The organism is Bacillus sp. V2I10 (assembly GCF_030817055.1).
GTDB lineage: Bacteria > Bacillota > Bacilli > Bacillales > Bacillaceae > Bacillus_P.
The window spans coordinates 4,642,186-4,663,649 of record NZ_JAUSYV010000001.1 but is presented as its reverse complement, the minus strand read 5'-3'; the positions used below and the strand labels follow the sequence as shown (position 1 = coordinate 4,663,649).

General features: G+C 40.6%; 16 protein-coding genes and 1 riboswitch. Of the genes, 10 read left to right on the top strand and 6 right to left on the bottom strand.

Going from position 1 to position 21,464, the window contains the following annotated elements; genetic code table 11:
- The first annotated feature begins 167 nt into the window (after window positions 1–167).
- The gene (locus QFZ72_RS23665) at window positions 168–1,073 is read left to right on the top strand and encodes a fumarylacetoacetate hydrolase family protein (RefSeq protein ID WP_307438353.1); all 906 of its coding nucleotides are present in this window, start codon (window positions 168–170) and stop codon (window positions 1,071–1,073) included.
- Window positions 1,074–1,472: 399 nt separating this feature from the next.
- Here the strand turns inward: QFZ72_RS23665 and QFZ72_RS23660 are convergent, their stop codons facing one another.
- Window positions 1,473–2,663, bottom strand: a complete 1,191-nt coding sequence (locus QFZ72_RS23660) for an ornithine--oxo-acid transaminase (protein ID WP_307438352.1) — start codon at window positions 2,661–2,663, stop codon at window positions 1,473–1,475.
- Window positions 2,664–2,844: 181 nt separating this feature from the next.
- On the opposite strand from QFZ72_RS23660, the gene QFZ72_RS23655 reads away from it, so the two are divergent.
- On the top strand, window positions 2,845–3,204 hold the full coding sequence (locus tag QFZ72_RS23655) for a YisL family protein (RefSeq protein WP_307438350.1): 360 nt from the start codon (window positions 2,845–2,847) through the stop codon (window positions 3,202–3,204).
- Window positions 3,205–3,301: 97 nt separating this feature from the next.
- Here the strand turns inward: QFZ72_RS23655 and QFZ72_RS23650 are convergent, their stop codons facing one another.
- The gene (locus QFZ72_RS23650; protein ID WP_307438348.1) at window positions 3,302–3,868 is read right to left on the bottom strand and encodes a DUF2777 family protein; all 567 of its coding nucleotides are present in this window, start codon (window positions 3,866–3,868) and stop codon (window positions 3,302–3,304) included.
- A gap of 263 nt (window positions 3,869–4,131) precedes the next feature.
- Here QFZ72_RS23650 and asnB point away from each other — a divergent pair, with 263 nt between their 5' ends.
- Window positions 4,132–5,982 carry an asparagine synthase (glutamine-hydrolyzing) gene (gene asnB / locus QFZ72_RS23645; RefSeq protein WP_307438346.1) on the top strand — a complete coding sequence of 617 codons (1,851 nt, stop codon included), beginning with the start codon at window positions 4,132–4,134 and terminating at the stop codon, window positions 5,980–5,982.
- 487 nt (window positions 5,983–6,469) lie between these two features.
- A riboswitch (SAM riboswitch) is annotated at window positions 6,470–6,577 on the top strand.
- Between the two features lie 67 nt (window positions 6,578–6,644).
- Window positions 6,645–7,463 carry a MetQ/NlpA family ABC transporter substrate-binding protein gene (locus QFZ72_RS23640; protein ID WP_307438345.1) on the top strand — a complete coding sequence of 273 codons (819 nt, stop codon included), beginning with the start codon at window positions 6,645–6,647 and terminating at the stop codon, window positions 7,461–7,463.
- A gap of 335 nt (window positions 7,464–7,798) precedes the next feature.
- On the opposite strand, the gene QFZ72_RS23635 is transcribed toward QFZ72_RS23640, so the two are convergent.
- Both QFZ72_RS23635 and QFZ72_RS23630 read right to left on the bottom strand, forming a co-directional pair.
- Entirely contained in the window at window positions 7,799–9,082 is a 1,284-nt protein-coding gene (locus QFZ72_RS23635) for an ammonium transporter (RefSeq protein WP_307438343.1), read from the bottom strand.
- 241 nt (window positions 9,083–9,323) lie between these two features.
- Entirely contained in the window at window positions 9,324–10,691 is a 1,368-nt protein-coding gene (locus QFZ72_RS23630; protein ID WP_307438340.1) for an MATE family efflux transporter, read from the bottom strand.
- 125 nt (window positions 10,692–10,816) lie between these two features.
- Between QFZ72_RS23630 and QFZ72_RS23625 the strand changes: the two genes are divergently transcribed.
- Window positions 10,817–11,680, top strand: coding sequence for a helix-turn-helix transcriptional regulator (locus tag QFZ72_RS23625; protein ID WP_307438339.1), 864 nt, complete (start codon window positions 10,817–10,819; stop codon window positions 11,678–11,680).
- Window positions 11,681–11,744: 64 nt separating this feature from the next.
- A complete protein-coding gene (locus QFZ72_RS23620; protein WP_252204006.1) occupies window positions 11,745–12,065 on the top strand; it encodes a 2Fe-2S iron-sulfur cluster-binding protein in 321 nt (106 codons plus the stop codon).
- 55 nt (window positions 12,066–12,120) lie between these two features.
- Here the strand turns inward: QFZ72_RS23620 and QFZ72_RS23615 are convergent, their stop codons facing one another.
- Both QFZ72_RS23615 and QFZ72_RS23610 read right to left on the bottom strand, forming a co-directional pair.
- Window positions 12,121–13,512, bottom strand: a complete 1,392-nt coding sequence (locus QFZ72_RS23615; RefSeq protein ID WP_307438335.1) for an amino acid permease — start codon at window positions 13,510–13,512, stop codon at window positions 12,121–12,123.
- A 244-nt stretch (window positions 13,513–13,756) separates the two neighbouring features.
- Window positions 13,757–15,526 (bottom strand): glycoside hydrolase family 13 protein, encoded by a 1,770-nt coding sequence (locus tag QFZ72_RS23610; protein WP_307438333.1) that lies wholly within the window; start codon window positions 15,524–15,526, stop codon window positions 13,757–13,759.
- 405 nt (window positions 15,527–15,931) lie between these two features.
- On the opposite strand from QFZ72_RS23610, the gene QFZ72_RS23605 reads away from it, so the two are divergent.
- The 4 genes from QFZ72_RS23605 to QFZ72_RS23590 all read left to right on the top strand — a co-directional run bounded on the left by QFZ72_RS23605 (window position 15,932) and on the right by QFZ72_RS23590 (window position 21,406).
- Entirely contained in the window at window positions 15,932–17,236 is a 1,305-nt protein-coding gene (locus tag QFZ72_RS23605; protein WP_307438331.1) for a sugar ABC transporter substrate-binding protein, read from the top strand.
- Window positions 17,237–17,609: 373 nt separating this feature from the next.
- The gene (locus QFZ72_RS23600; RefSeq protein ID WP_307438330.1) at window positions 17,610–18,911 is read left to right on the top strand and encodes a carbohydrate ABC transporter permease; all 1,302 of its coding nucleotides are present in this window, start codon (window positions 17,610–17,612) and stop codon (window positions 18,909–18,911) included.
- Entirely contained in the window at window positions 18,911–19,747 is an 837-nt protein-coding gene (locus tag QFZ72_RS23595; protein WP_307439965.1) for a sugar ABC transporter permease, read from the top strand. The genes QFZ72_RS23600 and QFZ72_RS23595 overlap by 1 nt, the downstream gene beginning before the upstream one ends.
- Before the next feature lie 123 nt (window positions 19,748–19,870).
- Window positions 19,871–21,406 carry an alpha-amylase family glycosyl hydrolase gene (locus tag QFZ72_RS23590; RefSeq protein WP_307438328.1) on the top strand — a complete coding sequence of 512 codons (1,536 nt, stop codon included), beginning with the start codon at window positions 19,871–19,873 and terminating at the stop codon, window positions 21,404–21,406.
- Window positions 21,407–21,464 lie beyond the last annotated feature (58 nt).

The window sequence follows — 21,464 nt, the reverse complement described above, 5'->3', positions numbered from 1 at the left end:
GGGAAGCTTGTGATTTTGCAGCTGCAGATTTTCAAGTGAAAAGTTAACGGGGTTTGAAACTTCACCCGTTTTTTTAGAGGAAATGTGTCATTGTTTAGCGAATATTTTACTTTAGAGAAGGCAAGGTATAAGCAAATGTTCCATCAAAGGCAAAATGGGGGAAAACTATGAGACTAGCTACTGCACAACTTCACGGTCGAACATTCATCGGACTGATTATGGAAGAAAATAAAATTCTCGATATTCAAAGAGCAGAGAAAAAATTGTTTGATTTGTCTTCAGCCCCGCAGACGGTTATTGAATGCATTGAAATGGGAGAAAAATTTATCAATCATTTAAAACAGCTTGAACTTTGGGTGAAAAAATCAAATGAAACCGAATCTTATTTATATTCATTTTCAGATGTCAAATGGCTCGCACCTATCCTGAATCCCCGCAAGAATATTTTTTGCGTCGGAAAGAATTACCGGGAACATGCGATTGAACTTGGAAGCGAAGCGGATATTCCTGAACATGTTATGCTTTTTTCAAAAGCGCCCACGACAGTGATTGGGCATGAAGAACCGATTGATCCGCATTTGCATCTTACAAAAGAACTTGATTATGAAGGGGAACTTGCGGTCATTATCGGAAAAAAAGGAAAACTCATTTCTGAAGAGGAAGCCATGGATTATGTGTATGGCTATACCATTATTAATGATATTACGGCGAGAGACCTGCAATCTAGACATAAACAATTTTTGCTCGGTAAAAGCCTCGATACATCATGTCCGATGGGTCCTTACATTGTACATAAATCTGCTGTGCCGGATCCATATGCACTGAATCTGATGACAAAGGTGAACGGGGAAGTAAGGCAGAATGGACATACGAAAGATATGATCTTTCCAATTGAAAAGGTGATCTCCACGATCTCACAGGGAACAACACTTGAGCCGGGAGATATCATTGCTACGGGAACACCAGCAGGCGTCGGCAAAGGGTTTAAGCCCCCTAAATATTTAATGCCGGGTGATGTTGTAGAAATTACGGTTGACGATATAGGAACACTCCGCAATACGATTGGAGAATAAATGAAACACGCCAGTGGAATTGCTGGTGTGTTTTTAATAGGGGGAATTAGCAGTATGTGCGGGATTTGAATGGAATCTGAAAGCAAGAGACGAAGGTATTCCTGAGAAGCGGCAGAAGTTATTGGCTGCTATTGAAAAGGACTGTCACCAGCAGGGTAAAACTTCCTATTTTTTTTAATTCCTGAATTGACAGTGAAAGCAAACAGAGCGTGAGAGACTGTCTTTGGCTTATTCATTAAAACAGGCGAGTGAAGGTAGCTCCTAGTCCGCAGACTGCATCGTTTATTCCTTATTTGAGAAATTGTTTTAAAAGATTAATAGAGCATTTTATTTTTTAACTTTGCTCCTTAAACAAAAACCGTGTTAATCCAAGGAGGATTAACACGGTTTAAAGAACTATTATGCGAGAACCTTTTTCACTTTTTCAATCGCCCAGTCAAGATCTTCTTTTGAGATGACAAGCGGCGGTGCAAAGCGGATCACTGTTTCATGCGTTTCTTTGCAGAGAAGTCCTTCTTCTTTAAGCTTTTCGCAGTACGGGCGTGCTGATTCAGTCAGTTCTAAGCCGATGAATAAGCCTTTGCCCCGTACTTCTTTAATAATCGGATTTTCGATTTCGCGCAGGCGGTCCTGCATGTAGCTTCCAAGCTCCAAAGAGCGCTTAGAAAGTTTTTCATCAACAAGCACATCCAAGGCTGCAATGGAAACAGCACATGCCAGCGGATTCCCGCCGAATGTTGAACCATGTGAACCTGGCTCAAAAACGCCTAGTACATCTTTATTAGCGGCTACACATGAAATCGGGAAAACACCTCCGCCGAGTGCTTTTCCAAGAATGTACATATCCGGTTTTACATCTTCCCAGTCACAGGCAAATAATTTTCCCGAGCGGCCAAGTCCTGCCTGGATTTCGTCTGCCACATAAAGGACGCTGTTTTCTTTACAGATGTCATATGCAGCCTTCAGGAAGCCTTCTTCAGGAATGTGAATGCCTGCTTCGCCCTGAATCGGTTCAAAGATGAAAGCGGCTGTATTTGGCGTAATTGCCTCTCTGAGCGCTTCCAAATTACCGAATGGAATCACTTTAATGCCAGGCAGCATAGGGCCGAAGCCTCGTTTGTATTCTTCGCTTGAGCTCATTGATACCGCTGTCATTGTACGTCCGTGGAAATTCTCCTCGCATACAATAATCTCTGCTTGATCTGACGGAACACCCTTTACATCGTAAGCCCAGCGGCGAACAGTTTTAACGGCTGTTTCGACTGCCTCTGCGCCTGTGTTCATTGGAAGAACCATTTCTTTTCCTGTAAGATTAGAAACCTTTTCATACCATGGACCAAGCTGATCATTGTGGAAGGCTCTTGATGTTAAAGTGATTTTATCTGCCTGCTCCTTTAGAGCAGCAATAATTTTTGGATGGCGGTGCCCTTGGTTTACAGCAGAATAGGCGCTGAGCATATCCATATATTTGTTGCCTTCAGGATCTTCTACCCAAACTCCTTCTGCCTTTGAAATAACGATTGGCAGCGGATGATAATTTTTTGCTCCATATTTTTCAGTCAGGTCGATGATTTGTACTGATTTTGACACAATATCTCCTCCGAATACGATTAAGTCTGAAAATACATAAATCTAGCATTCCCTCACGTACTACAATATCCTACCTTTTTTAAGAAAACAATAGACAAGTCAATGCGCTTACATTTCATTTTTTATAGGCATTCATGATACTATATGGATGGGAAGTTATGAAAAAGAGGAGGATTTACCAATGACTACACACTTACATATTACGACATGGGTTGTCGCACTTATTCTATTTTTTGTCGCGAACTCCCTCTTTAAGTCGGGAAAAGAAAAACCTTTCAAAATTGTGCACATGACTTTAAGACTTTTCTATTTATTGATCATCGCTTCAGGCCTGCAGCTTTTACTCAGTTTGGCAGTTATCAGCGGCGAATATATCGGAAAAGCAATTCTTGGCATCTACGTTATTGGGATGATGGAAATGATCCTTGTCCGAGCTAAAAAGAGAAAGCCGACTCGCGTTTTCTGGATTCAGTTTGTGATCGTTCTGATTGTCGTGATTCTGCTGGGATTGCGTTTGCCAATCGGTTTAAGATTATTTTAATGGGAAAGAACCTCTGCCGGGTGCAGAGGTTCTTTTTATAGCTTGAATTTGTTTTCGGATAAGCAAAGATGAAAAAAAAGCAAACCGTATTCCGCGGCTATTGCTCCATCTGTGTTAAAAGCGCTCTTTTTCCCGTGCAAGTTGTAAATTCGAAACGATCTTCATTCTTGCTGCCCCTTGAAAAGTGATGCTGTACTCCGCAAATGGCCTCTTCGTTGTCAAATTGAAAGAAAGAAACCCCTTTTTTATCCGTTTTCCCGTCCTGAAATACCATATGATTATAGCTGTATATACAATCATGGATAGAGAATGACAATGCATTCAGCTTAGCTGTAAAAGCAAGAAAAGAATCATCACTGGATTCCTTCAGCATATATTCTAATGCGAAAGGCACCTTTTTTTGAATGCGCAGCGTATCATTTGTTTTCAATTGATGTATGCCCATCGGAATAGAAAGCTGTCCATCTTTTAAATAGTTGCCCGTATACCAGCTGTCATTCAGCAATATCTCCAATGATTCATCCGGTTTAAATTGCAGAATGGATACTTCTTCATGCACATCATCATAAAATAATAATTCCTGATCTTCGCCAATTTCAATTGAACCTGTGACGTGAGCACGTTCCTGCCGCTCAAGCAGGCGATGTTTTTGTTTAGAAAGCACCCAAATGAACCTCCCTTAAAATAGATTCTTTATCGTTCGTTTTTTCCATTTAGAGGGAAATTTATTCAAAACACCTTTTTTAAGGCAAGGCAATTTTGATCGATTATTCACAGACATTCGGGCTAATCTTGCCAAAAACACCCCTATACAAATAAAAACGTGATACGGACAAATCAACTCTTCATAAGTTAAGCATAGGATAGGTACATCTTTTACTGTCTGAGTAAAACTCAGGCTGTTCAAATGGGGGAGATGATAGGCAGATGTGTGGAATAACAGGCTGGGTTCATTACCAGAAAGATCTGCAGCAGCATGAAAATGTCATAACAAATATGTCAGAATGCTTATCAAAGAGGGGACCAGATGATACGAATGTGTGGGGAGAGCAGCACATTCTTTTTGGCCATAAACGTCTTGTAGTTGTTGATCCTGCAGGAGGAAGACAGCCGATGTCCCGCAAAAAAGGAGAAAATACATTTACAATTTGCTACAATGGCGAGCTTTATAATACAGAAGATATCCGCCAGGAATTACTAAAGCGCGGGTATACATTTGCAGGCCATTCCGACACAGAAGTTCTGCTTTCAGCGTACATGGAGTGGAAAGAAGAATGTGTACATCATTTAAATGGTATTTTTGCCTTTGCGGTCTGGGACTCAGGTAATGAAAAACTCTTCATTGCAAGAGATCGATTAGGGGTAAAGCCGCTTTTTTATTCTGAGCAGAAGGCATCTCTTATATTTGGCTCAGAACTGAAGGCGATTCTTTCACATCCTGATCAAAAGGCCGTTCTTGACAGGGAAGGATTAAGTGAGATATTTGGACTTGGACCTTCCAGAACGCCTGGAGTAGGCGTTTTTAAAGGAGTAAAGGAGCTCCGTCCTGCTCATGCAATGACGTTTTCAAAAGAAGGACTGAAGGTTTGGAGATATTGGAACGTGCAAAGCAGAAATCATCTTGATTCTTTTGATGAAACAGTCAGCCGCGTTGGATTTTTAGTCAATGATGCAGTGACACGCCAGCTAGTCTCGGATGTTCCAGTGTGCACTTTTCTTTCTGGAGGTCTTGATTCTAGTGCGATCACCGCAATTGCTGCAAAAGCGTTTGAAAGAGAAGGCAAGGGTCCCCTTCACACGTTTTCCATTGATTACGAAGATAATGATAAGTTTTTTAAAGCAAATGAATTTCAGCCAAACTCAGACGCTCCGTGGATTGATAAAATGACGGATGCTTTTCAAACGGTTCACCACCGGTCAATCATCACACAGCAGCAGCTTGCTGATTACTTAACGGAAGCCGTTGAAGTCAGAGATCTTCCTGGTATGGCGGATATTGATTCTTCTCTTCTATGGTTCTGCAAAGAAATAAAAAAAGATTTTGTCGTAGGACTATCAGGGGAATGTGCAGATGAAATATTCGGCGGATATCCGTGGTTTCACCGGCCGCAGGATTTATCCGAAGACGCATTTCCGTGGATGAGATCAACGGATGCAAGGATGAATCTGCTTCGTACAGATTGGCAAAGCAAGCTGAATTTAAAAGAGTACGTGAAAACAAGATACCAGGAAACATTGAAAGAGACACCTCTTCTTGATGGTGAGTCTGAAACAGAATCTAAACGCAGGCAGCTGTTTTATCTCAATATTCTTTGGTTCATGACGACCTTGCTCGACCGGAAAGACCGCATGAGCATGGGAGCGAGTCTCGAAGTCCGTGTTCCGTTTGCGGACCATCGCCTCGTAGAATATGTTTGGAACATACCGTGGGATATGAAAATGCACGGGAACCGGGAAAAAGGCATTCTCCGCAAAGCATTAGAAGGAGTGCTTCCGGATGAAGTCCTTTACCGTAAAAAAAGCCCGTATCCAAAAACACATAATCCTCACTATACAAAAGCCGTCAAAATTTGGCTTCAGTCATTGACGAAAAACCAGGATTCTGCCCTTCACGTCTTTTTTGATAAAAAAGCGCTGAACGATATTATTGAGTCAGAAGGCAATGCTTTTCAGGCGCCTTGGTACGGACAGCTGATGACAGGTCCACAGCTGCTCGCCCACCTTGCACAGATTCATGTCTGGTTTGAAAAGTACAGAATCAATATTGAGGAATCTTAAAGAGTCAGCTGAAGTAAGCTGGCTTTTTGATTTGACTGGGCAGCATAGGGAGGTTTTTTGCAGCACGAATTAAGGAGGTTATTGGCTGAACGAGCAGAAATAGAGTGGGTGAGGGCGCAGAAAAACAGGTGGAGCTCGCATAAATTTCGCTGAGCGCACAGAAGCATAGCTGGACTCTCTTAACTAGTAAGAAGATCTCTATAAAATGGATGAAGCTTGAAGTTTGTTCGCAGACTTAACACCGTCAGCAAGAGAGCTGTTTTTGTCTGGCAAAAAGTGCGGCTAATAAAAGGGCATGTTAGCTTAATGAAATGAGAAATCACTAAATACTGAGTTTTTCAGCAGAATCAAATAAGTGCACGGCTAAACCAGCTTCTTTATTAATAAATCCTTCTCTGTCTATATCTCACTTTTTTGATTATTCTAAAATAATGATTGACAGAATGAAGCTGTGAGTATAATATACAGGTATTCGAATTTAATAGCTTGCTTATCAAGAGAGACTGAGGGAACAGGCCCTGCGAAGTCCGGCAACCTCCTTAAATGGAACGGTGCTAAATCCTGCAGAATGATTATTCATTCTGGAAGATAAGTCGTCATACATACGATTCCTCTTTCTGAATGAAAGGGGAATTTTTTGTGTAAAAAAAGGAGGAGAACAAATGAAAAAAACAGTTTTAGCACTTATTGTACTTGTAATGGGAGTATTATCTGCATGCGGAGCAGAAGGATCAAATGGAGAAAAGAAAAGCATCAAAATTGGAGCATCGGCAGGTCCTTATACGGATATGGTTGAACTGGCAATCAAACCGGGACTTGAGGAAAAAGGATATAAGGTTGAAGTTGTCCAATTTAATGATTACATTCAGCCAAATCAGGCGCTCGGCAATGATGAGCTTGATGCCAATCTGTTTCAGCATAAAATCTATATGGAAACCTTCGCAAAACAAAGCAAATTGGATTTATCTGAAGTGATTACTGTCCCTACTGCTCCAATGGGGATCTATTCTGACAAAGTCAAATCACTCAGTGAAGTGAAAGAGGGCGCGACTGTCGCCATTCCGAATGATCCAACGAACGCAGCGCGTGCGCTTCAAATTTTGAAAGATGGAGGATTAGTTGAGCTGAATGAAGCTGTGAGTCCTATCCAAGTATCTGAAAAAGATGTAACCGAAAATCCTAAAAAATTAACCTTCGTACCTGTAGAAGCTGCCCAATTGCCAAGAGCGGTGGAAGACACAGACTTGTCTGCAGTACCGGGCAATTTCGCTTTAGCCGCGAAAATGAATCTTGCAGATGCAGTCCAGCTTGAGGATATGAATGATGTGCATCGCAATCGTGTAGTGATGAATACGAAAGATGCAGATTCAGAGCTCGCGAAGGATATTAAAGAAGTAGTCGAATCTGCAGGATTTGAAAAAGCAATTGATAAAAACTTTCAAGGATTCGGAAAACCTGATTGGATGGAACAGAAGAAATAAAGAGAAAAACCACTTCAAAGGAAGTGGTTTTCTTTATAAGAGCTGTTCAATATCTTTTTGTAAATGCCTCTCAATATATATGCCGCATAATGTAACCATTGGCCGCAAGATCTTTCGTCCTGTCGCAGGAGCGGATAAAATGATCCCCGCAGCAATTAAAAATATAATGATCCTTATCTGTCTGTGCTAATCAGGCGGTTCCGCTTTTTCGTGGTGTCCAGCTCCAACTCCTAGTCCCTCGACCAGAACAAATTCCCTCAGGAAAGTCAAAACCGGACTTTTCGGGGGAATTCTTATCTGTCTGTCGGGCCTGACCAGTCGGTTCCGCTTTTCTTTCAAGCTGTAGTTTTTTTACCTGAATTGCTTTCTTCAACAGCTGCAAATGATTCAGGATAGCCGTAGCTGCCATGTTCACTGATATCAAGTCCGATCATTTCTTCTTCTTCTGTTACGCGGATAGTGCCCATAACTTGTTTCATCACTTTTAAAATGACGTAGGAGATGACAAACGCGTAAGCAGCGCATGATACGATTCCAATCGCTTGAACACCAAGCTGAGTGAAGCCTCCGCCGTAGAATAATCCTGCTAAACCGCCGTTTCGTTCTGCAAGTTCCGGAGTTGCAAAGAAGCCGGTAGACAAAGTTCCCCAGATTCCGGCAGCACCATGAACAGACAGGGCGAAAATCGGATCATCAATTTTAGCTTTATCAAATAGCTTCATGCTGAAATAGACAATGACCCCGCCGATTAATCCAATTACAACAGCTGCCCAAGGAGCAACAAATGCACAGGACGCTGTAATAGCTACAAGACCTGCAAGTGCGCCATTCAAGGTTGTTGGAATATCCGCTTTTCCTGTCATCATTCGAACGACAATCATTGCAGCAACTGCACCTGCAGCAGCGGCAAGCTGGGTGTTTAATGCTACATAGCCAAAAAATCCGTCTGACACGCCGAATGTGCTTCCTGCGTTAAAACCAAACCATCCAACCCAAAGGATCAGAACTCCTAATGCTGTATACACTTGATTGTGACCGGATAATTGATTCATTGTTCCGTCTTTCCCGTATTTTCCAAGCCTTGGTTTAAGGACAATTGTAGCTGCAAGAGCTGCCATTGCGCCAGTTAAATGAACAACAGTAGAGCCTGCAAAGTCCTGTTTGCCTAAATCCTTCAGCCAGCCTGCTCCCCAAATCCAGTGTGCGACAACAGGATAAACTAGAGCTGAAAATAGAACTGCGAAGATTACGTAAGCTGATAATTTAGCACGCTCTGCAAAGCCTCCGAAGGCAATTGTCAAAGCAATTGCTGCGAATGTCAGCTGGAAAAAGAAATCAACCGAAGTTGTTAATCCGTCCTGCGCAGGTGCTGCATCTCCATAAAAGAAACTAGATAGACCGATGAATTTATTGCCATCCCCATAAATAAATCCATAGCCGACTGCCCAGAAGACAAGAGATGCAATTCCGATTGTAAAAATTGTTTTGCCGGCAATGTGGCCTGCATTTTTCATTCGGGTAGAACCCGCTTCTAGTAAAATGAAACCGCCTTGCATAAGCAGAACCAATATTCCTGCAAAAATTACCCACAAATTGTCCATTAACACTAAAGCATCCATAAAAACACGCTCCTTCTTTCAAAATGGTGAACAAGAAATAAATAAGACCAAAGACAGAGAGATATTGATGTTAGGAAATATAACATTTATTGTTATGTTTATTATCATATGGCATGAATATGCAGAAATCAAGTATTTTTCTGAAAATTTAAATAAAAATTTAGGGAGAAAAGACTATTAATTAATGAAGCGATTTCATTATCTGTTAATTTTTCTTACATAAAAAACCTGACTGATTAAGTCAGGTTCCAGATACTGCTTTTGATTGTAAAATAAATCCTTTATTCACCCATACTTTTGATCTCCATCGAATTAACATCAGGATGCCTCGTAGCCATTCATCAGCTATAAAAGCCACCCATATACCTGCAAGGCCTAATTCAAAATGTATTCCCAAAAGGTATGCGAGCGGAACGCTTATTCCCCACATTGACAGAATTCCCATATAGACAGGAAATTTGACATCTCCTGTTGCCCTTAAAGCGCTGATAATCACAAGATTAAATGCTCTGCCTGGCTCAAGAATAATCGTCAGCAGCAGAATGGTCGCGCCAATTTGCAGAATTTCCTGATTGCTTGTAAAGATTCCGAATAAGAAATCAGTGGAAATACTGAATACAACAGCAATGACAGTGGACATTCCAATCGCCCAATAAAGCGTACTGATACATCGTTTATATGCTCTGTCATACTCCCGAGCACCTGCCATTTGACCGATAAGGATCTGATTTCCCTGACTGATGGCTAAACTGAAAAGAAAAATGAACATCATTAAATTTTGGGCGTAAACCTTTGTTGTTAACGCCTCAGCTCCAAGCATTGTAATAAAAATGGTTATAACAATCTGGGATCCATTGTATGACAAATGTTCACCTGCTGAAGGAACGCCGATTTTAAGCAGGTTTTTAAGATGTGATACAGGCAGATAAAAAACTTGGCGAAATTTTTGTTCAAATGAAATTCGTTTTACAAGAAGATAAGAAATGACGATCAGTCCGATGAATCTGGAAGCAACAGTCGAAAATGCAACACCTTCAACACCAAGAACCGGCAGTCCGAAAGGTCCGTAGATAAAAATATAATTTCCGAAGATATGCAGGATATTCATGCCGATTGTAATGTACATCGTATCTTTTGTGAAGCCGTAGCTTTTTAAAACGGCCCCGATCGTCATAATCAAGGCCTGAATGAAGCATAACCCGCCTACTAAGCGAAGATAATAATTTGCTTCTGGCAGCAATTCGACAGGAAGGTTCATCATTTTCAGCATGGATTCGCTGAAAACAATCACAATCAGTCCTATCGCAATGCCGAGAATCAGATTGGCTGCAATTGAAACTTGAGAAATCTCAAGCGCACTTTTATTGTTATTTGCACCTATATTTTGAGTGATTAGAACAATGGTGCCAGTTGCAATAAAACCAAACATGACAATCAGTACATTCAAGATCTGATTTGCAACTCCGACAGCTGCAACGGAACTATCTGAGTATTGACTTAGCATGATGGTATCGGCGCTTCCCATCAGCATATGTAAAAATAATTCAATGAATATAGGCCAAGTAAGAGCGAATAATGTCAATTTTCGATCTTTTATTTTTTGAGGCAAGCTAGACACTCCCTTCTGAAAAACACTTATAAAATCATTACTAGTTTACATAGGATCATATATAATAAAAAGAGATGATTTCGATCATTTTAGGAAAAATACGACCTGAAAAAAGGGAGAACAGCATGACTTACATTGGTTTTGATATTCCTCCGTTTCCTACTTTTATTACTGGAGGAGATGCCATATTTAAAAAAGGAACGAAACATTTTAAACGAGTATTTACCGTCTTTGATATGCTTTACGTTCAGTCAGGAGAACTTTATATCACTGAAAATGAACAGCCATTTATAATAAAAGAGGGACAATACCTTATATTGATACCCGGGTATGAGCATTATGGCCATAAAGCCTGCAGCGAGGATACTAGAGTTTTCTGGACTCATTTCAAAATGGAGGTTCCATTTTCTCTTTATGATAAAGGAAATGAAAACTGGGCAGAGGTGCAAACTGTCGACGGGGATTTCGTGGAACCATCTAAATTTCATTTTAAGATTCCTGCTTTTGGGGAATGCATACATAATGACTTTGTAGAAAAGCTGTTTGATAATTTGGTCAGCATGAATCATCAGACCCCTGATTATCCTTTAAGACAGCAGATCTACTTTGAAGAATTGATTCTTCATTTGCAAAAGGAGTCTCTGCAAATACCGAGTGCTGCCGAAAAAGTAGTGGAGGAAACTCTCAGGTTTCTAAGAAAGAATTATCAGGAAGAGATCAAAATGGAGGATTTTGCGAGAGAGCTGCATTTTCATCCGGATTACATCACCCGGTGCATGCAGAAAACGATGGGGGTGACGCCAGTTCAATACTTGAACCACTACCGGATGGAGCAGGCTAAGCGGCTGCTGTCGACTGCGGATCACAAAATTTCATCGATTGCAAAAGAAGTGGGAATCCCTGACGCTGCTTATTTCACTAAAATATTCAAACGTCTGGAAGGTGTATCCCCGCTTGAGTTCCGCAAAATCGTTTCAAGAAAGAAATGAAATTTTGATTAAATTGACCGATAATAGGTGAGGATGGTACTACTTCAAAAATGGAGGAGATACAATGCCGACAATACATGTTCCTGGGAAAGGCTCGTTTGAGACAGAAATGGGAAGAAAGCTCGTTTTAGCCCTTGAGGATAACGGAATTGACATTCTTCACCGCTGTGGCGGGAAAGCAAAATGCACGTCCTGCCGAGTCGAAATTCTTGAAGGTGATTTTGAGGATTTAACGAATGTAGAAAAAAACGCCTTTGCAGAAAAAGGCGTTGAGGACCATTTGCGTTTATCGTGTCAAATCCGTGTGAATGGCGATGTAACCTGCAGGCCGATTATGACCGTTGAAAGCAGAGGCATTGATGCCGGGCCACGCCCCGAAGAGTGATTGATTGGTTAGAAAGAAGGCAGGCTGATTAACAGCCTGCCTTCTTTTTGAACAGTTAACTAATTTTGTGATTGGAATATGTTTTATCGTTTTTCTTATGAAACCCTTTGCCGTAATAAATCCCTACAAGAAGCAGGATCCAGGCAGGTCCTACAATTAAGGCAATTCTCGTATCAGGGAAAAATGCCATAAGCCCAACCACCAATACAAGAAATGCAAGTGAAAGATATGATGTGAAAGGATATAGCGGCAGTTTGTATTTTAACTTCTTCCCTTCACCTGGTTTCAGTGATTTACGGAACTTCAGCTGAGAAAGCAGAATCATTGACCATGTCCAAATTGCACCGAATGTTGAGATGCTTGTTACATACATAAAGACTTTCTCAGGAACAAGATAGTTTAATACAACACCAATCAGTAATGCTCCTCCAGTTGCCATAATAGCAAAACCAGGAACGCCGCCTTTTGTGAGTTTTTCAAAAGATTTTGGAGCCTCGCCCTGTTCGGCTAGATTAAACAGCATCCGTCCTGTACTGAAGATTCCTCCATTACATGATGATAATGCAGCAGTTAAAACAACGAAATTAATAATGCCTGCTGCTGCAGGTATCCCGATTTTTTCAAAGGTTAAAACGAATGGACTTCCCTGTGTTCCAATTTGATCCCAAGGATAAATGGACATAATGACAAACAGTGCGCCTACGTAGAAAATGAGAATTCTCCAAAAAACAGTATCGATTGCTTTTGTTAACGTTTTTTCTGGATTTTTTACTTCTCCTGCTGTAACTCCAATGAGTTCAATGCCAAGATAAGCAAACATAACCATTTGGAGTGACATCAGGACACCTGTAAAGCCGTTAGGGAAGAATCCTCCATTTTCCCATAAGTTGCTGATGCCTGTCGCGACACCGCCGTTTCCGAATCCGAACAAAATCATTCCAAATCCAACAATGATCATAAAAATGATTGCAACTATTTTAATCATAGCAAACCAGAATTCGAGTTCACCGAAAAACTTTACAGCGAGAAAATTGACCGTTGTCATAATGGCAAGAGCGGCCAGAGCCCAGATCCATCTTGGCACATCAGGATACCAGAATTCCATATAGATGCCGACAGCAGTGATTTCAGCCATACATGTAATCACCCATAAGAACCAGTAGTTCCACCCGGTAATGTATCCTGCGAGCGGTCCCAGATAGTTTCTCGCATATCTGCTGAATGAACCAGCTACAGGATTATGTACAGCCATCTCGCCTAGTGCTCTCATAATAAAGAACATGATCATTCCGCTAAATGCATAGGCAAGCAGAATTCCTGGGCCTGCCATTTGAATCGCCTTTGCAGAACCGTAAAACAGACCTACTCCGATAGCAGCTCCCAAAGACATTAGTGAGATATGTCTTGGTTCAAGACCACGCTGAAGTTCTTGGTTGTGTTTACTCATTTTTTAATCCTCCTATTGTTAAAACTGCAGATGAATGTGAACGCTTTCAAAAATTATTGAAAAAATAAAACCTAATGGATATTGAAAAGCATTACTACATAAAGCTGATGATTGATAAAATCATAGCAAAAGAATCGGTGAAAATCAAATATATTAATATAGTAAAATCTGCTTAATAAAGGCCAGTAATTCTATAGGGAAAGAAAAACTGGTAAAAATCATGATGATTTTTACCAGTTATCCATTAAACTTCAATTAAGAAAAATGCCATTTCGTAAGGCTGAACGTCAACAGTCAGTTTTTTTGTGTGTGCGGCATATTCTTTGCCTGTCATTAAGTCGATTAATTTTTTATCCTTTAAGTCAAAAGGAAGAGCTGCCGTTAACTCTGTTTCTGAATTATTAAGGACTGAAATCATTTTTTGTGCTTCGTTTTGTTTTGTGAAAATGACATGATTGGTTTCATCGTTTGCTTCAACAAACGTAATATCTCCGCCGTTTCCGAATACAGGATATTTCTTGCGGAGGCCAATCAGCTTTTTCACATAATTGAAAAGCTCCCTGTCCTGCTTCTCCACATCCCAGATCATGCATTTGCGGCAGCCCGGATCCTGTTCCCCGTCCATGCCGATTTCGTCACCGTAATAAATACAAGGAGAGCCGATAAAGCTTAACTGATAGGCAAAAAGCAGCTTAAGCTTCGTTTTGGACTGGTTTGCTGTATTTAAGATGCGCGGAGTATCATGGCTGCCAAGTAAATTGAAGGCCACTTCATTGACGTTTTTCGGATAAGAGTGGAGCACGCCTTCCATAATATTTACGAATTCCTGAGCCCGTACTTTATCATTGGCAATAAAGTTCATTGTGCCCGTAGTAAACGGATAATTCATTACAGCATCAAACTGATCGCCTAAAAGCCATGGCATCGAATCGTGCCAGATTTCTCCTAAGATATAAACATCTTCTTTTTCAGCGCGTACAGCCTGTCTGAATTCACGCCAGAACTGATGATCCACTTCATTTGCAACATCAAGTCTCCAGCCGTCAATGTCAAATTCGCGAACCCAGTAACGGCCAACCTCAAGCAAGTATTCCTTCACTTCAGGATGTTCAGTATTCAGTTTGGGCATGCTCTCTACAAAAGCAAATGCATCATAGTTTAATGTATTATCTTCATTTTTCAGCGGGAACTGATGAATATGGAACCAATCCTTATACTTGGAATCCTTTCCATGTTCGAGCACATCCTGAAATTGAGGGAAGTAATAGCCGCTGTGATTGAAAACCGCATCAAGCATAATTTTAATTCCGTTTTCATGACATGTTTGAACGAGTCGTTTAAACGTCTCTTTATCTCCAAATTGGGGATCGAGTTCCATGTAGTCGATTGTGTCATATTTATGATTGGAGTACGCTTTAAAAACAGGTGTGAAATAAAGCCCGCTTACGCCCAATTCTTTCAGATAACTGATATTTTTGATAACGCCTTCAAAATCTCCGCCAAAGAAATTGCCGCTCGTCGGCTCCGTGCTGCCCCAGTCTAATGTCCCTTCTGGATTAATAGAAGGATCTCCATTTGCAAATCTTTCAGGGAATATTTGATACCAGACTGTATCCTTTACCCATTCTGGTGCTTTAAAGACATCAGCCTTGTTCAAAAAAGGAAACGCAAAATAGGGAGCAGTGTCATCTGTTGTTATTTCATTCATAAACCCTTTTTCTGTATAAATAAGCTTTTCTTCTCCGGAAGACAGCTGAAATCCGTACCGCATCCGGCGGTATTTAGGCCGAACTGCGGCAAACCAGTAATCAAACAGCTCGTCCGAACCGCTTTTATGCATCGTATCCAGTTTGAATTGCCAGCCTTTTTCGCTCCATTCATATGGATCGCCATGAATCAGACTGACAGCGTCAGCGTCATTCTTTTTTGTGCGGAGTCTGAGATGCATTGTTTTTTCATCATAAGCATAAGCAAACTGATTTTTAGGGCGGTGGTAGATGGCTTCTTTTAACAAGATGTTCACTCTCTTTTCTTTATAAAAATGATGGATTAAGGCGAATTCAGCAGAGACACGCAAAAAATAGTAAACATGACTTTCATCCTATTCTATTGATCATCTGCATTAGCCAAAATTTAGAATATGTACCCATTATAAAACATTGGGAAAACGTTTGCATATATTTAGAAAAATATATTGACTTTTAATTCTGGCAATCTTAAAATAAAAATTAGCTAGTAGGGAAAACGTTTGCACAACCGTTTGCAGGCTGTGCTCACATATTGATTTCAGTTTTTTTTTGAGAATGATAGGAAGCGTTTTCACTATTGGACTATGAGACTTTGGTTTCAGTTGTGCGCACTGCCTTCGGGCACTAAGTGCAATGAAATAGATTACAACAAAATAAAAGGTGGGGAAATTATGAGAAAGATTTTATCTTTATCTCTCATTGCTTTGTTGATGTTTGTTATGGTTGCATGCAGCAAGCCTAGCAGCCAAGAGCCGGCAAAAACAGAAGGCGGCGACAAAGAGGGCGGCAACAAGACAGAAGAAAAAGTAGATTTAACACCTGAAGAAGGTGCAGAATTAGTCCTTTGGGATAACGCGGATTCAGAAGCTGAATGGGCATCTTATGTAGCAGAAGAATTCACAAAGAAATACGATATCCCTGTTGAAGTACAAGAAGTAAACCACGTTGACGCTGCTGGAAAGCTTGAAGTTGACGGACCTGCTGGCCTTGGTGCTGACGTATTCCACGCACCTCATGACCACGTAGGAAACATGGTAAAAGCTGGTCTTATTTATGAAAATGTTTTAGCAGATGAGTACAAAGAAAGCTTCCTGCCTGCTGCAATCAGCGGTACTTCTTACACTGAAGAAGGCGGCGAATCTACTCTTTACGGATTCCCGATGGCAATTGAAACTTATGCACTTTACTACAACAAAGATTTAGTAGACAAGCCTGCAGAAACTTTTGACGAAATTTTCGAGCAATCTAAAGGCTTTGCTGGAGACGGCAAATACGGCTTCATGATGGAGCCTGCAAACTTCTACTTTGCACATGCATTCTTCGCTGGATACGGCGGATACATCTTCGGAAACGACAACACAGATGCAGCTGATCTGGGTATTAACAATGAAGGCGCTGTTGCTTCAGGTGAATTCATGCAGCGCATGAATAAAGAACTTCTTCCATTGAAAAAAGAAGATATTACTGGTGACTTAATCAGTTCTTTCTTTAACGATAATAAATTAATGTACCGCATCTCAGGTCCATGGGATATTAAAAACCATGAAGAAGCAGGCATCAACTTCGGTATTGCTCCGCTTCCTAAATTAGACAACGGCGAAACTCCAAAAAGTTTCTCTGGAATTAAAGCTTACTATGTAAACTCTTACTCTAAATATCCAAAAGCTGCTACTTTGTTAGCACAATTTGCAACAAGCAAAGAAATGCTTGAAAAACGCTTTGAAATGACAGGACAGCTTCCTCCTCAAACTGAATTGATTGAAAGCGATGCCATCCAAAACAACGAAATTGCTTCTGCATTCTTAGAGCAGGCTGAATCAGCATTGCCTATGCCTAACATTCCTGAAATGCAATCTGTATGGGGTCCAATGGAGACAGCTTACACAACAATATGGAACGATGGCACAGAACCTAAAAAGGCACTTGACGCAGCACTTCAGCAAATTGAAGATGCTATCTCTTCACAAACGAAGTAATAGTCAGTTTGAGCCGATACCTATGGTATTGGCTCAAATTTTATACAGAAATAAGAAAATATAAAGTTTTTTGCTTTGATGTCTAGCTCCATCGCCCAACTCCTCGGCCAGAACGGCTCCGCCAGTAAAGGCAAAAAGCGCCTTTTCTGTCGGATCCTTATCTGTCTGTCGGAGCTAAACGAGAGCTTGCGCTTTTCTTAATTATCCTTTATTGGCAGGCAGCAGCCTCTACCTCTATGCGGATGGGATGCATGGAAAAGAGGTGCAGGCTAACTGCCCGTAAATGGGGACAGCAAAGGGACAATGGGGTAATAAACAAAATCAATTTTCTCAGCAGACACTACTTTCAAACAACGTGAGGAGGCCTGACATAATGCGCGGACCAGCTAGAATAGGTGCATTACTATCATTTTTATTAATGGGGCTTGGACAAATCTACCACCGTCAATATCTTAAAGGAATTTTATTTATTCTTTTAGAAGTTTACCTTCTGGTATTCTGGTCTTTGCCTTTCAGATATGCAATGTGGGGCTTAACAACACTTGGCGACACCCCGCAATCAAGAAATGGATTTACAGTCATACAAGGTGATCACTCCATTTTCTTAATGATCGAAGGAATTATTTTCTTAATATCCTTCCTGCTTTTCTTATGGGTTTACTACTTAAACATTCGTGATGCATATAAAGTAGGAAAAATGCGCGAGCGCGGCATTAAGCCAAACACAGCAAAAGAAACCCTTACTAATGTATGGGAAAATGGTTTTCCTTACATCCTTTTAACACCATCGATTCTATTCACAATGTTTTTAACGATTCTTCCTCTGTTATTTGGAGTCATGATCGCATTCACAAACTATTCCGGTCCAAATCATTTGCCGCCAAAGGCTTTGGTTGACTGGGTAGGATTTGATACTTTCTTAAACCTTTTCCAATTAAAAACATGGAGCACAACGTTCTACGGAGTTTTTGGCTGGACAGTTGTATGGGCGATTTTATCAACAGCGACTACATTCTTCCTGGGATTGATCTTTGCTGTACTGATCAATCATAAAGGCATTAAGCTTAAGCGCTTATGGCGCAGCATCTATATTCTGCCATGGGCTATTCCTCAATTTGTCAGTATTTTAATCATGAGAAATATCTTCAACGGTGAATTTGGACCGCTGAATCAATATTTAAAAGCACTTGGACTTGAGGCTATTCCATGGCTGTCTGATCCGATGTGGGCAAAAGTAACGCTTGTAACAGTTAACATGTGGTTTGGATTCCCGTTCTGGATGGTTCTTATGAGCGGTGTTATGACTACGATTGATAAAGAAATGTTTGAAGCGGCAGATGTTGACGGGGCAACGCCTTGGAGCAAGTTCTGGAAGATTACAATGCCGATCGTTATGTTCTCAACAGCTCCGCTCCTAATCATGAGCTTTGCCGGGAACTTCAATAACTTCAACATTATTTACCTATTAACTCAAGGTAATCCTGTTAACGTGAATTACAGCTATGCCGGATCAACGGATATCCTTATCAGCTGGATTTACAAAATGACGCTTGAACAAAGTCAATTTGCTACAGCTTCTGTTGTATCGATCTTGATCTTTATCGTAGTAGCAACTCTTTCTATCTGGAATTTCAGAAAAACAAAAGCATTTAAGGAAGAGGATATGATGTCATGATGAATAAAAAATTAACTGATAAACTCGTCGTTGGCTTTATATACGCCATTTTAATCATAACAGCGATTCTTGTTCTTTATCCTGTCTATTTCATCCTGATCGGATCATTAAATCCAGGAGATTCATTGTTTGCAACTAAACTGATTCCTGAAGCATTAACTCTTGATCACTATCGTTATTTGTTTGAAGAAACAAAATATCTGACATGGTATCAAAATACGTTCAAAATTGCCTTTTTTAACATGCTGATTTCAACATTTCTTGTAGTAACTGCAGCATATGCTTTTTCGCGCTTCCGTTTTCCGGGCCGCAAACAGGGATTGATGGCGATGCTTGTTCTGCAAATGTTCCCAAGCTTCATGGGGATGATTGCGATTTACATTTTACTTCTTCAAATCGGCTTATTAGACAATCACTGGGGCCTTATCTTAGTGTATGCAGGCGGATCGATTCCTTTTGGAGCATGGCTTGTGAAAGGATACTTTGACGGCCTTCCAAGAAGCTTGGAAGAAGCAGCTAAAATAGACGGTGCCAGTCATACTACGATTTTCTTTAAAATCATGATGCCATTGTCAAAACCTATCTTAGTATTTATTGCTGTTAATAACTTTATCGGACCTTGGATGGACTTCATTTTTGCCCGTCTGATCCTCCGTTCAAACGAAAACAAAACACTTGCAGTTGGTCTGTTTGAATTCGTTACAGGCAGAACGAGCACTCAATTTACAACGTTCGCAGCCGGAGCGGTTTTAGTAGCTGTTCCAATTACGATCCTATTCTTGATCTTCCAAAAGTATATTGTTGAAGGATTGACAGCCGGAGCGAATAAAGGGTAAAATTCGGAAATCGATTTCATATTGAAATAAAAGACATAGTTTTATAGTCTTATACGTAAAGCTGTCTGGATTCCGCCCTTAAGGAATACGGGGCAGCTATTACGCAGTAAGGGGGGCAGAGGGATGGATAAGCGTATATTTCAAGTACTGATCATCCCTTTTTTCCTTCTCTCAGTTTTTTCAGTAAACACTGTTCGGGCACAAGAGAAGGAAGAACGATCGTGGCAAGATGAAAGTATGTATTTTATTATGATTGACCGTTTCAATAATGGAGATACAAGCAACGATTTTGAAGCAAATCCTAAAAATCCGAAGGCATATCATGGCGGTGATCTTCAGGGAATTATCGATAAACTGGATTACATTCAGGAAATGGGGTTCACATCTATTTGGCTGACTCCTGTCTTTGATAATGAAGAAGGCGGATATCACGGATATTGGATTCGTGATTTTAAAAACGTGGATGAAAACTTTGGAACACTTGACGATTTTAAGACGCTTGTAAAAGAAGCGCATAAACGTGATATGAAGGTCATGCTTGATTTTGTAGTCAATCATACTGGCTATAAGCATCCATGGCTGGATGATCCGGAAAAGAAAGACTGGTTCCATGAAAAAAAGGATATTGCCAACTGGCAAAATCAAGAGGAAGTAGAAAATGGCTGGCTGTTTGGATTGCCTGATTTAAACACAGAAAATCCTGAAACGAAAGCCTATTTAATGGATGCTGCCAAATGGTGGATTACGGAGACAGACATCGACGGATATCGCCTGGATACTGTTCGTCATGTACCTAAAGTCTTTTGGGAGGAATTTTCAAAAGAAGTAAAATCAGTGAAGAAAGATTTCTTTCTGATGGGCGAAGTATGGGATAAAGATCCGCGCTACGTATCGGAATATACGGAATCCGGACTTGATTCTGTGGTTGATTATCCTTTTTTTGAAGATGCTTCCAATGTGTTTTCAAAAGCAGGAGGCTCACCAGGCATGCTTGCCAACGTGTTTAAACGCAATCAAGTTCTTTATGAGGATCCTTATCTATTAGGGAATTTTATTGATAATCATGATAATGAACGATTTACAAGGAAAGCTATTACAAATAATCAAAACCCAGTTACCCGGCTGAAAATGGCATTGACGTACATGTATGCTGCTCCTGGAATGCCGATTGTGTATTATGGGACAGAGATTGCGATGGATGGCGGCAATGATCCGGACAATCGCCGGATGATGAACTTCCGTGCCAATGATGATCTCATCAAGTATGTGTCAAAGCTTGGGAAAATCCGTTCTGAATTTCCTTCTTTAAGACGCGGTGACCTGGATGTTTTATATGATGACAAGGGAATGACCATTCTTAAAAGATCCTATAAGAACGAGGTAACCGTTATTGCCCTGAATAACTCCGCTGAATCAAGAAATGCCATTGTTCCTGCTAAAGCTCTTGATGAAAAGAAAGAATTGCGCGGATTGCTCACAGGCGATATAACGGAAGAAAAGAACGGAGAGTATGAATTTATTCTCGACCGTGAAACAGCTGAGATCTTTGAGGTTGGGGAAAAAACAGGCCCAAACTTTCCGTTGATCAGTGTATTTGTGGCAGTTCCAGCAATATTTGCGGGATTCTTATATATGAACAGGAGAAAGAAGCAAGCATAAGGCAAGTGTTCCAAAGGGAATGATCTGATTTCTCTTTGGAAGTCTTTAAAGTGAATAC

Coding starts and splice junctions, on each gene's coding strand:
- QFZ72_RS23665 (WP_307438353.1), top strand. CDS start 168: ATGAGACTAGCTACTGCACAACTTCACGGTCGAACATTCATCGGACTG.
- QFZ72_RS23615 (WP_307438335.1), bottom strand. CDS start 13,512: ATGAGTAAACACAACCAAGAACTTCAGCGTGGTCTTGAACCAAGACAT.
- QFZ72_RS23640 (WP_307438345.1), top strand. CDS start 6,645: ATGAAAAAAACAGTTTTAGCACTTATTGTACTTGTAATGGGAGTATTA.
- QFZ72_RS23625 (WP_307438339.1), top strand. CDS start 10,817: ATGACTTACATTGGTTTTGATATTCCTCCGTTTCCTACTTTTATTACT.
- QFZ72_RS23655 (WP_307438350.1), top strand. CDS start 2,845: ATGACTACACACTTACATATTACGACATGGGTTGTCGCACTTATTCTA.
- QFZ72_RS23600 (WP_307438330.1), top strand. CDS start 17,610: ATGCGCGGACCAGCTAGAATAGGTGCATTACTATCATTTTTATTAATG.
- QFZ72_RS23590 (WP_307438328.1), top strand. CDS start 19,871: ATGGATAAGCGTATATTTCAAGTACTGATCATCCCTTTTTTCCTTCTC.
- QFZ72_RS23595 (WP_307439965.1), top strand. CDS start 18,911: ATGAATAAAAAATTAACTGATAAACTCGTCGTTGGCTTTATATACGCC.
- QFZ72_RS23605 (WP_307438331.1), top strand. CDS start 15,932: ATGAGAAAGATTTTATCTTTATCTCTCATTGCTTTGTTGATGTTTGTT.
- asnB (WP_307438346.1), top strand. CDS start 4,132: ATGTGTGGAATAACAGGCTGGGTTCATTACCAGAAAGATCTGCAGCAG.
- QFZ72_RS23635 (WP_307438343.1), bottom strand. CDS start 9,082: ATGGATGCTTTAGTGTTAATGGACAATTTGTGGGTAATTTTTGCAGGA.
- QFZ72_RS23620 (WP_252204006.1), top strand. CDS start 11,745: ATGCCGACAATACATGTTCCTGGGAAAGGCTCGTTTGAGACAGAAATG.